The 12,997-nt window shown below is 34.5% G+C and carries 8 protein-coding genes; all 8 read right to left on the bottom strand.

Annotated features, from left to right (window positions below):
• Nucleotides 1-79: 79 nt before the first annotated feature.
• Nucleotides 80-997: a glycoside hydrolase family 17 protein gene (locus tag EIG86_RS09480; RefSeq protein WP_127845932.1), complete on the bottom strand. Its 918-nt coding sequence runs from the start codon at nt 995-997 to the stop codon at nt 80-82.
• Nucleotides 998-999: 2 nt separating this feature from the next.
• Nucleotides 1,000-3,492: an MFS transporter gene (locus EIG86_RS09485; RefSeq protein WP_127845933.1), complete on the bottom strand. Its 2,493-nt coding sequence runs from the start codon at nt 3,490-3,492 to the stop codon at nt 1,000-1,002.
• A gap of 11 nt (nt 3,493-3,503) precedes the next feature.
• On the bottom strand, nt 3,504-5,003 hold the full coding sequence (locus tag EIG86_RS09490) for a glycoside hydrolase family 30 protein (protein WP_127845934.1): 1,500 nt from the start codon (nt 5,001-5,003) through the stop codon (nt 3,504-3,506).
• 22 nt (nt 5,004-5,025) lie between these two features.
• Nucleotides 5,026-6,309, bottom strand: a complete 1,284-nt coding sequence (locus EIG86_RS09495) for a glycoside hydrolase family 17 protein (RefSeq protein ID WP_127845935.1) — start codon at nt 6,307-6,309, stop codon at nt 5,026-5,028.
• A gap of 6 nt (nt 6,310-6,315) precedes the next feature.
• Nucleotides 6,316-9,762: a hypothetical protein gene (locus EIG86_RS09500; protein WP_127845936.1), complete on the bottom strand. Its 3,447-nt coding sequence runs from the start codon at nt 9,760-9,762 to the stop codon at nt 6,316-6,318.
• Nucleotides 9,763-9,826: 64 nt separating this feature from the next.
• Nucleotides 9,827-10,672, bottom strand: coding sequence for a PKD domain-containing protein (locus EIG86_RS09505; protein ID WP_127845937.1), 846 nt, complete (start codon nt 10,670-10,672; stop codon nt 9,827-9,829).
• 18 nt (nt 10,673-10,690) lie between these two features.
• Nucleotides 10,691-11,548, bottom strand: a complete 858-nt coding sequence (locus EIG86_RS09510) for a glycoside hydrolase family 16 protein (RefSeq protein WP_127845938.1) — start codon at nt 11,546-11,548, stop codon at nt 10,691-10,693.
• Between the two features lie 13 nt (nt 11,549-11,561).
• On the bottom strand, nt 11,562-12,995 hold the full coding sequence (locus EIG86_RS09515) for a carbohydrate-binding protein (RefSeq protein ID WP_127845939.1): 1,434 nt from the start codon (nt 12,993-12,995) through the stop codon (nt 11,562-11,564).
• Nucleotides 12,996-12,997: the final 2 nt, after the last annotated feature.

The following is a 12,997-nucleotide window of genomic DNA, read 5'->3' on the forward strand; positions in this document are numbered from 1 at the left end:
GTCATTTGAAGGGTTTAAAAGCTTAATTTTTAAGATTGTATGGCTGATGTATAGTTTCTTAGTCGTCCTGTATAAATATTTAGTATTTTATTTTTTCATGTTTATCCCAAATTCCCCAATAAGCACCAACAATTCCTTCGTCTCCTACTTTCCAAGATTCATCAAAAGAAGAGAAATAGAAACTTTCGATTCCTGCTTTTTCACACCACAATTGAGTATTGATAAAATATTTGAGTGCATTTTCATAAGATGGCTTGGCAGCACCCAAATTTTCTCCTTTACTCGGCCAACCCGTTTCAGTAATTATTACTTTCTTTCCTTTTGCTGCAGATAAGACTTGACCATACATCTGCTGCATATGTGTGAGAGAATAGTCGTGATGACAACTTTCCCAAAATGGATAGCAATTGGTTAAAATCACATCACACATTTCTGTTAAATCAGGATGAACAGTAAATTCATAATAAGCATCAACATAGCTTACAGGAATATTCGATGGAATTGAACTTTTCACCTCAAGTAGATGTTCTTTCAATTCTTCTAATGGAATGTCATTTCTGTAAAGAACTTCATTTCCAACAGCGGCAATATCAACTAAGCCCTTATTTGATAGGTCTATCAAGGCGTCTAGTTCTTGACGGTTTTTTTCTTTATCATCGCTAATCCAAGCACCTACTAGTGTCTTGATACCTAATTCTTTGGCAACTTTGGGTACAAATTCATTACCTTCAATACAGGAAAAAGAACGCACCCACTTAACGTGAGGCTTCAAAATAGTCAGTCGTCTTCTAACTTGTTCCTCAGTAATATTATCTCCAGGCTCTTGACCGTCCTCGTACATACTAAAACAGATACCATGTATCCCTTTCTTCATAATTGAATTGAACAAATCATGGAGTTCTTCAGAAGAAACTTCTGGCACAAAATCTAAATTTTGAATTGAAGCCAGAAATTGTTCTTGCTGTTTCGTTAATTCGTGTTCTTTTCTATAAGTCATAGTTAGTTATATTTAAGTTTTTCATGTTTATCCCATATTCCCCAGCGTTGGCCTACATCACCTTCGTGACGTGCTTTCCAAGATTCATCGAATGATGAGAAATAAAATAATTTTATGTTTTCTTGTTGAATCCAATTGCTTACATTGATAAAGTATTTCATAGCATTGATATTGCTTGGAACTGCTTTCTCATTGACTTCTCCCTGACTAGGCCATCCAGTCTCAGCAATTATGATTTGTTTACCTTTTGCTTTAGATTCAATTAAAGCATACATTTCGCGTAAATAGGCTGTTGAAATTTCTATATCTGCACCCTCCCAAAACGGATAGCAATTGATTAAAATTACATCACAAGCATCTATTAGTAATGGATGTTCGTTATACAAATAGTAGGCGTCGACATAGCCTATTTGAATATTTGGTAAAGCCTTTTTAACTTCCTGAATATAATCTAGTAAATCTTTTTCTGAAAGCTCCTCTCTAAGTAGAACCTCATTCCCTACCACGGCAATATCCACATGACCTGCTTTACCTAGTTCTATTAATTTATTAATTTCTTTACGGTTCTGGGTTTTATCCTCGCTTATCCATGCGCCAACCATAGTTTTCAACCCATTTTGTTTCGCTATTTTAGGAATGTGCTCATTTCCTCCTGTACACGAAAAAGATCGTAGCCATTTTGTGTAAGGTTTTATTATTTCGATACGTCTTATGATTTGTTCTTTGGTGAGAATGTCATCTATATCCTGTTCGTCTGTATAAGGGCTAAAACATAGTCCATGCATTCCTTTATTAAGATTTGAAGAGAAAAGTTCCTGAATGTTATCCATTGTTTTTGATGAATAATCTAAATCGTACTTATAATCTGGAACTATTTCAGAAGAAATTAAAGAATGTAAACTTTTAGTACCAAAAGAAGAACTCGTTCCTTTAGGCAAAGCTTTTCTTTTCTTTAGCTCATTACCAATTTCTCTCACTCTTTTTTCATCTAACCTATAACCCCACATAACTAAAAAAGCAATGGCAGCTGTTGATGCTGGCACAATAATATCAGCAATCCTAAGGTTATTCATGGTTTCTATGGTTTGAATGTCAGAATCGGGATTGAATCCCACTATACTTAGAATAACACCGCCAAGGACAAGCGCAATAGATTGACCAAGTTTGACCATTAGCCAGTATATCGCACCAAAGGTTCCTTCTTTTCGAGGTGAGCCATTTTCTAATTCATCTAAATCACAAACATCTGCAGTCATCGACATCATTAGAGTAAATAAGCCACCCATTCCGAATGCAAATAAAGGTATCGGTAAGAAAATTAGCCATGGAACTCCATTTTCTACATTAATAGTAAACCACGATGCACCAATACTGTCTAAGTATGGGTTAAGAAAGTTAAAAACTGCTCCAAGTCCTTCTGTTAAACCTTCACCTAAAGCGGTTTCGTTAAATTTTGCATTTAATTCTACATCAAAACCCCACCATTTGAGAATATAGCCTACTATAGATAAAAATGTAGAAAGTAAAAACGCATTTCGTTTGCCAATTTTAGTTGCAATTTTTGATATGATAGGAATTACAATAAAAGCGGTTATAATAGCATTGATGGTATTAAACCAAGCTGGCCAAGTTCCTGCCAAATCATAACTACCATTATACATATAAAACACGATGATGAATACTCCAAAAGCAGCTACCAACTGAAAGCCATTGAAGACTAAAAATGTAGCACCACAGAGCTTCATAAATGGCTTATTTTTGGAAACTTGTACAATTCCTTCAATAAGTTTTTTTATGTTTTTAGCCAATGTTTTAAAACTAATCCTCTCCCGATCTTCCATATTGCCAGCATCCATTCCTTTGCAAAATAGAGCAGGCAATAGCCCAAAAACAATAGTCATGGCTCCTACGATAAAGGCCATAGTCCTGACACCTTCAGGTTTTGTACTAAAGGTTTCTGAGTCTGGAATTATAACATAAAGCCAAGGCACTATCATCCAAGCGATTTGCCCCATGGTATTTGAAAAGGCCATCAATCTAGTGCGTTCATGATAATCCGGAGTCATTTCATAACCCAAACCGACAAGCGGGGTAGCAAACATTGTATTACCTATCAGAAATAAAAGCTGAAGAATCATAACATGCCAAATGATATAAGACTGAGAAGCATTATCATCGATTTGCCACATCAAGAAGAAAAGTATACCACTTAAAATAGAACCAAAGAATATATAAGGTCTCCTTCTTCCCCACCTGGATTTAGTATTATCTGTAATAAAACCCATGATTGGGTCAGTAAATGCATCAAAAATTCTTGGCAACCCTCCTAACAACCCAGCCCATAAAGGATCCACTCCCCAAGCAGTTAATAAGAAAAACTGAATAAAGACTCCTAAAGTACCAGGTAATACATTTAGAATAAAATGTCCAGCTCCAAAAGCTGCTTTTTGACCTACAGGTACTTTAAAATCTTCGGGAGTTTTAATTTCAGACATGGGAGTAAGAATTAGTTAGTGATTGTAATACTTTGAATAGCTTGTGGGCTAATTGAAATTGTTTCTTTAGCACCATTCAAATTAAGATCGAATATTTTTTCTTCTTCTGAAGGATTAAATACAATCACAACATGACTTCCGTCCGGATTGGTTGCTGCACTTACTTGTAAATCTTTATCTGTTGATTCAAAATCTATGCGTTTTGCTCCTGGTCTAATGTATTTACTAAAATGTGCCATGGTGTAATATAATGGTGTAAAGTAAACTTCATCCTGGTCCGGATCTACGATAACAGGTGCAACACACCAGTTTTCGAACCAGTTTGGTCCACCTTGACGGTTCAGAACCATGTTCCAATCTACCCAACCGTCTACCCAGTTGTTCATACAGCCGATAATATCTCTGGCATAGCGATAAACTGGACGGTATTTTGGATGTAAGTGTTTTTGATCTTCTGGAGCCCAATCCCAACCCCAGTCAGTGGCTTCTTTTTGCCAGTACCAATCATCATTTTGCCATTTAGGGACTTCAGCATCTACACATGCTTCTGTCTGAATCAAATATTTGTCTGGTGCTTTTTGGTGAGCATACTGCAGGGCTTCTTCAAAAACCTTAAAAGTACTTTCATACCAATGTATTGCAGTACCATCGTAATATTTTGCATTTGCCTCATTTTTATACATTACATCTACCCATTCCTTTATGCCTTCTCTGTTCTGATCATAGCCAAGTATTTTCAAATCTCCTTTCCCGTCTTTTTCCAGTTGAGGACCGAGATGCTCTCTCACAAATTCAGTCATTTCTTCTGGTGTATAATGCATGCTTTCCCAGTTATTACCATTTCCGTGTGGCTCATTTTCTACCGTAAAGCCCCATATATCAATACCTTCAGATTTGTATGCATCAGCATATTTTGAAAAGAAAAGTGCCCAAGTATCGTAATATTCTGGCTTTAACTTTCCTCCAACCCAATCGTTATTGGTTTTCATCCATGGCGGAGCTGTCCAAGGTGAAGCTATAATATTGAAGCCTTCAGACGAAGTCGACATAGCATCTTTAATCATAGGAATAATGTCATCTTTATCCTCTTCAATTGAAAAATTATTTAATAAAGTATCTCCTTCTACTGGAGCGTATGAATATTGACTTAAAGAAAAATCACTAGAATTCATATGAGTTCTAGTTAATGAATATCTAGCTCCACTATCAGCAAAATAAGCATCAATAATTTTCTTACGATTTTCCGTACCCAATTGGTTTAACAAATAAGCTGAAGATTCAGTAAAAGAGCCACCAAAACCAGTAAAAGTTTGAAAGGTTTTCTTAGGATTTAGTGTAATTTTCGAAGTTGCTTCCTCCTTACTGAGTGAATCTAGCTTTGTAAGTTTATGACCACTTCTTGAAGTTTCTACAACTTCTAAATCTAAACTTTTTTCTTCTTTTATCTCTGCACAAGAACTAACCAGCATAAGCGCAAATAAATTTATAGATAAAATTTTCAAATTTTTCATAAAATCGGTATTTCATAGTTAACTAATGATTGAGCATTATTTCATTTTTAACTGGAGGAATATGCACATCCAGAAGTAGGTCTTCTAATTTTCCATCGTAGGTTTTTGTAATTTCATTTTTGTCACGCTTTAGATTTTCAAAGGTTTTTTTATCTACAGCATCCCATAATGCATATTTTGCTTTTCCATCTACGGTGAATAATCCAAAGTAATTTTCTGATCCATTAGGATATTCAGCGTCTTTCCAAGGCTCATCAAAAGCTTCGAAATAGAAACATTTTGTTTTATTTTTTGTAGCCCATTCTCTCATTTTGTGATAGTATAAGGCTTGTTTGTATTCGTCTGTGGCTTTAGATCCTGCTGGACCATAATGCCTGTCGGAAAAACTGGCCCATCCGGTTTCACCTATATGAATTGGTTTTTTAATCCCTAAAGATTTCACATAGCTCGCCACACTATCATATTGTGATACTGCATAAGTTAATGATCTATTCATAACTTTATCGAGTTTTTCTGTATTGCTGAGCTTTTTTTCTTTTGGAAGAACTCCCCAAAATACAGGGTTATAATGCGTATCATGCATTGGATAAGTATGAATAGAAAGATAATCAACTGTTTCAATAATTTCTTCGAGTTCTGGAGTGTGGTATTCGCTCTCTCCACCGCCCCATGATGCAAAATTGTCTGAGCTAGTAATCCAAAGATCTTTTCTTATTTCGCCCTTAGATTTCAAATCCTGAAGATGTTTTACCCATTTAAGAATAATATGTGGTTGAACGTAGTAAGCACTAGCCCATTTTACCATAGCTTCATTGCCTACTGCTATAATTTTTACAATATCAGGGTACTGATTAGCCAATTCAACCGCACGATTTATTTCAGAAGCATTATGAATGCTACCTTCATTATGATTAAGTGGAAGTTCTGTCCAGGCATTTTTACAATCAATCCAAGCCCCAAGCATAACATACATCTCAAAATTATCGTCCTCTTGCTTAAGCTCTTTAATGGCTTTTAGAATATTGGAAGCATGAGGTAGGCGAACATTATAAGTACGTAGAACGCGAATATCCATAGCATAAAGAATTTTCAAATCATCCTTAAGCTGTGAAATGGAAGGCTGAGAATCTCGTGTTTTTTTTCGATAACCTCCGTATGATATTGCTAAATAATCGGGTTTATTCAGTATTTCTTCAGCTGTTAAATTGCGTTTGTCTTGCATCGATTTTTGCTCTTTTGTATTTTGTTGACATGAAGCCAGCACAACTACACTCACTACTAATAAAAATTGCATGGCTGACTTCATATGGTTTTATTTTAAAATATTATCTTCTATCTGAACGTGAATAACTTTTATGTTTCCAGATCGATCAAAAACCTCTTGGCTTAATTCTTTAGACAAACTAAATCCATCTATATTTTGAAAACTACCATCGCTAAATTCGACCTCAACTTTATTTTGAGTAGAAATAGAATAAATTACTGGAATTTGACAGAAAGTGAAACCAAGTGAATTTGGTTGGAGTTGAAGTTTGTGTTTCTGATTATGGATATTCACATATCTAAAAACATGTTCCTCCTCCAAAAACTCTGTTTTTCTTAATAAATGTGGTTTAAACTGAAGCATTCCTTTTTTAATGCTTACACCCAACTCTCCAAATCTGCTAAGAATATCTTCTTTCACCTGACCAGTCATACCTGGCTGTTGTGCTCCTTTTCCAAGTGGTGTATGAGAGTATGGATCAGTTGGAAATGCTCCGTATAATTTTGGTGATTTGTGAACACCAATACCTTCGTTTATTTCATAATAATGTTCGAGTAAACCACCAATTATTTCAGCAGAAGCATTTGCATTTATTGCTTGAATACAGGTTTCTAAAACTGCTAGCTGAAGTTTTGATACCATGTGCCAATAAATCGAGCCTAAGCCTTCGTAACCGTAAAAAGTTCCTGAACGACCAGTAAAAGATTTATGATTGAAAACTTCTTCATAAACCTTAAGAATGTCATCGAGCTCTTTTTCTGCTAAAGCTGAATATTCATTGTTATCGAATGACAATAAAGCTTTTTTTAACTTCTTAGCATTATTGAAATTTGCATTAAAATGATAATTATTTTCTGCATCTTTTTCAATAATTTTTCGGTTTCCGTCTTCAACCAATTTTTGAAGTAATTCTGACGATTTTACTGAAGCTTCTGGTATATTATTACGCTCTAAAAAGCCTTTTAAATCTTTATTTGGATACAATAAATAGCTGTACTGATCTGGTCTAAACAATGCACTTTGTTTTAGAGCGTCTAGTAAACTTAAAGATTGGCTAGAATTCAAGTATCCAGAACTTAGCACAGCCACCTGTCCTTCAAGCATTTCAGAAAGGTAATCTATAGAAACCTTGTCTTTATTTACTGTCATTAAATTATACGCATGGTATAAATTATCTGTACGTTTATTTGCTTCTATAGCATGTTCTAGATATCCTAAACTTGTGCTTATAAAATCACTGATTTCCCCAGCTGAAATTTTAGTTTTACTACCTGAAAAACCTGACTTGTAAACTTCAGTTCTAAATAAGCTTGCAGCTTCACCAAGTTCATCTAAAATTTCTTTGCGCTGAGCATCATTAAATTTATTTTCAGTTAAATTCTGGTATTTATCAAAAGTCACATGCATTTTAGAAAACATCTTAGACAATTCTTCTGAAACCTCATAGCTTTCTGAATCATCAACGTTTTCAAGAACAGTTTTGAAAAATGCTAAGAATCGTCTTAGGTAAGACAATGTAACCATTGAAACACCATTGCCCACTAATGCATTATTAGCATCATTCCATTCTGGTCGCTGTGTATTCATCCAAATTCCAGCTTCTGGAATAAAATTTGACAGTTTTGCTAGAGTTGTAGATAATATTTTTTCAATAAAATTGACATGAAGAATTTCACCTTTTTTATCAAATAGCAAAGCTCCGTCAGCACCGATTTCATTTCGTTTTTTACGAATTTTAGTGTCGGCATTGTGGTCAAATTCTATAGTATCTTTTGGATCTTCTAATATGTCTTGATAAGGTTTTATTTTATAAGGTACGTTAGCGTAAACAAATTGAGAATTACTGAATAATCCAGCTAAGCTATTCGGTTTATAATCTTCATAAAATTCTAAAAATTTAAGTAAATAAATAATTTGATGATCTCCCCAATAACCAATATAAGACCAAGGATCATCCGGTTCGATGGTTTCCCAATCAAAGCCATCTTTGGTCACGCGATATGGGTTGTAGCCATCAAAAGTTGTAGCGTTTAAAAATTTATAGATCATACTTTCTATAAATTCAGGGTAGGAATGTACAAGACTTTCCCAGTTTTGAAAAATATCACGCCAGTTGCCTTCGTAATCTAGTATTTTAGAACCATCATCGTCTTTGGTGTTTATCGAAAATTGATTCCAAGGTCTACTTGGGTCGCCATGTCTGCGACTAAATTTTAAAGGTAAATACTCTATCGATAGTCGTGTAAAGTCTTCATCAGCAATACTAGAAATTAAACTTTTCAAATCAAAAAGAGAAAAAACTTCTGGTAACTCTTCAATTTTATTAACAAAACTGTTAGCTAATGGTTTGTTAGCTTTATTGAGGTATTTCGTAAAATCCCACTTTTCAATTTGATAATTATTGTCGAAAATACCACCACGCATAATATTGAACATCGTGTTTGAATAGTGGCGAATATCTCTTAAATTGTCGTTAGATCTTTGGAGACCGTCTGCTGCTGCATTTAGCTGAACTAACTTTTCTGTACCGACTTTGATATCTTCTTCTAAATCACTTAAAATATTATCTTTCTTTATCTCTTTCTGAAGTTTTACTACTGATGCATGGTTGTAGTTTACATCTGCAATAATGTGCCAAGATTTTTTAGCTTCTGCTTCCAGACTAAATGTTTTGTTGATAAAATAAGCTCCCTTTTCTGCTTTGACATCATTTTCCTCTGAAATACTTTGGCCTGTTCTAAATTTTTCAAGTTGTAATGAAGAAAGTAGATGTTTCGGGTTTTCGATACCTAAAGACCATACCACATTAGCTTTTAATGCTTCGCTAGGCTCTGCTTTATCAACAGGAACAGCACTTAACGCAAAAATCCCCAAGCCTGTTTGGTTATCGAGTTCACTTCGTTTATAAGCGTCTACTAAGTTACTGCTTTGGGTTTGCAAATCACTAACAACTCCAGCTGGCAGTACATTTTGAAGTCCATCTAAAACTTCTATTGAAATAGGTGAGGGATTCTGGCTACTGATTTGAGATTTTTTGATAAAACCATATTTATCGCTATTCGACCATTGGTAGGTAAAGCAAAGATTTAGACTATGATTTATTTCTTCAAAAAGAAGCTTATTACCATAGATGTTTTTGTAGATGTTTCTTGTAATCTTATATTGCTCTACAAATCTATTAGAAAAAGGTTCCCAAAATTTGATTGTTTCATCAAAATGAATTTTGAAAATCGTCTTACTTCCTGTATAATGAGCAGATTCAGTAATCTTATCATCTGTGTAGTATGGAAATAATGCATACTCTGCATTTCTCCTTCCTGCAGTTAAGCCACCATTACTGGAAATAAACATCCAGTGGTTAGAATCACTAACAATACTCATAAAAAATGGTCGTAAAGCATCGTTATTAGTGATTTTTAAAAACTTTTCACCATGAAGCCTAACCTGTTCTAAGTGACTTTCTTTAGAAGTTTGATTTTCAATTTTATTAATCATAAAAAATTATTGTAAAAAAATTTGGTAACTAGATTATAATTGATTGTTACTTACATTAAATTATTTATTCTTGTCTTAAGTCATCAAAATAATATATATCTCCATCACAAGGAGCGTCTCGTTCAAAATAAATTATGACGCTTTTATAAGTTCCTACATTGATTTCTGAGAAGTCGAAAGTCAATGTTTGCCATTCTCCAACTTGAGTGATACTGGCTATTCTTTCCTGAAAAGGATTTACATTAGGAAAAGGCATGAATTCTAACCTAAGTGTAACTTCTGTAACTTGGCTCTGAGCAAGCACCTTCATTTTAAATATTTTGCTTGTATTTGGGTCAGTAAAATCTAAAGGTGTGTTTAGTTCTTTACCGAGTCCAGCAAAAGTTTGACAACCAGAAACTTTAATGAATTGTTCAACATTACAGCTAGAGTTTACATCATCTAGAATAGGGTTTGCAACAATTTCACCAGAAGTATCTCCAAAAGCACTAAAAAGTGCAGATTCATTTTCAGTGAGAAAAGTCCAGTTGAGGTCTCCATTTGCAGGATCTAGATTTTCACTAGTTTCATCAACACAAACAGGTACATCAATGGTAATAGTATCTTGGAAAGTACTTGAATTTCCATTATTATCATAGGCTGTCAGTATTACAGTGTAAGTACCATTCTCGAATTCTTTCACTGGATTTATAAGATTAGAGGTTGAGCCATCCCCAAAATCCCACATGTAAGTGTTAGAGTTTTCAGAGATATTGATAAAATTGATCGTCTGAACATCTATCGTAAATGTAAATCGAGCCAAAGGTTCACCTGCATCTGTTGAACCAGAATCATCTTCCTCACAACTCGTAAAAGTTATTCCTAATAAAAGGACAAAAAGTAAACAAATTTTATTTTCGAAAAATTTCATATTTTTAGGTATTATTATTTATTTATAAACTCTTACATAATCTACCAACATGCTTTGTGGAAACACTGTATCTTGATTTGGGTTACCAGGTAAATTACCTCCAACAGCCACGTTGAGTATGATATAAAATGGATTATCAAAAACCCATTCACCTTCACCATCTGTTTCTTCAGCAACATCTTCACGAGTAAGTGAGTGGTAAATATTGCCATCTACATAATAATTTATGTATGACGGAGTCCATTCTACACCAAAAACATGAAACCCGGTATCAAAACGATCATTTTGAAGTGTAAATTCTTTTGAAATTGACTCTGCTCCAGAAAATCCAGGACCATGTAAAGTTCCAAACATAGATGCAGGTTCATCACCTAAATATTCCATAATATCAATTTCTCCACATTGCGGCCAAGGGTTGACGTTACAGTCATTTCCCAATAACCAAAATGCTGGCCAATAACCTTGTCCATATGGAACTCTAATGCGAGCTTCAAAACGTCCATATTGTTGTTCAAACAAACCTCTTGTAATTAATCTCGCAGAAGTATAACTTGCTCCTTGATATGCTTCCTCTCTTGCTGTAATAATAAGCACTCCGTTTTCTACAGTTACATTCTCTGGTCGATCTGTATAATATTGTAATTCATTATTACCCCAACCTGGAATACCTTGTGCAGATCCATCTCCAATTTCATAACCCCAAATGCTTGAGTCAGGCGTTCCGTCTTCATCAAACTCATCTGCCATAACTAAATTATTGAGTGTAGCTACTTCTTGAGTTTCATCTAAGTCACAACTCAAAGTCATTAATAAAACACACGTGAATAATGCTATTTTACAATGATTTAATTTTTTATTTAAAATTATCTTTTTCATAAAATTATTTATTTTATTGTTCATTATAGTAGTAAATATTATCAACGTATATATTCGAAATCGAATTTGATATAAAAAATATTAATCCAATTTGTGATCTACTAGATAGTCCATTAAAATCACTCAATGGAATATCAAAACCTCTCCATTCGTTTTGAGCTAAATTTGCTGAAGTAATTGTTACTGTTGCAGATGTTTCATTACCACCTACGTCATTAAGAAGTTGAAGTTGAATGTTGTCGCCCGCATTTAAGGTTTCATTTACGTTGAGGTCAACATGGATATGTGTCATCGATGATGCATCAATGGTTGGTACATTCATAAACGTTCCAATACCAACGAAATTAAGGTTAGTATAATTAATAATACCGTTTCCGTCAACACTAAGATCAGCACCACCTGGACCTGTTCCACCTTGAGTTGTTTGACCGTCAGCATTAAAAAATCCATTGTAATAATCAACAGTTACATTTGGGTATGCATCACTGAAAATAGAGATCACATTTTCTGGATCTCTTGTAGGCGTAGGTGCAGGAGTGAAGTCTCCTAAGGATTCAATTGTAATTGAACCTTGAGCCTCAGTACCACCTAAAGTAGCTGTGATCTGAGATATACCTGCTCCAATAATATTTACTAAACCATTTTCATCCACTGTTGCAACTTCGACATCTGAAGATTCAAATTCAAAATAAGCTGGAGCAGCATTAACAGTTACGTCTCCTTGAGCAACCGTATTGAATGTTTGTGTGAGTCCAGTAATATTGACAGTTCCCCCTATAAAATTTTGAACAACAACTTCTTCACCATTTTGAATTCTAGGTCTAGGTTGAGCAACTGTACCTAAACTTTCAAATTTTATTTCATCAATCCAAATCGTGTATCCCATACCATTTGTGCTTTGTGTTCCAGCTGAAAACAAAAACATTCCTCTTTCTTGAACTAATTTTGAAGGATCTGGTATAGGAAGTACGTACTTTTTCCAATCTGTTGATAATTGAAGATTAGAATTAGAGACAGGATATTTATCTTCAATAAAATCTGTCCCAAAGCCAGCTTCAAAAACTGCAGTTGTAGATCCTTTTGCCCAAAACGTCAGTGCATCATAACCAGTCAAATCTCTTCCTTCGCCTCTATCTCTAAAAATGCCTCCTATGAAGTTTCCGTCTGAATCATTAGGAGCAGGAACATCAACTCTAATAGAAGTATTACCTAGGTAAGCTTCATTTTGATCCGTACCAAAACCATTTGTATTAGCTCCTACAGCTGGGTCAAAGGAAATGAAAAACTCATCTGTGAGTCCAACTGGGTTATCTGTAAAGACTTCTGCATTACTTGGGAAAGTTGCTGGTACGGCATCTTCAGAAACTTCTCTCTCGCAGCTTGTTGTAACTACGACTAACAAAAGAAGCCCCATTAATCGAGAATATTTTATTTTACTTAGTTTCATTT

Origin of the sequence: Psychroflexus aestuariivivens, assembly GCF_004010055.1 — a bacterium.
GTDB lineage: Bacteria > Bacteroidota > Bacteroidia > Flavobacteriales > Flavobacteriaceae > Psychroflexus > Psychroflexus aestuariivivens.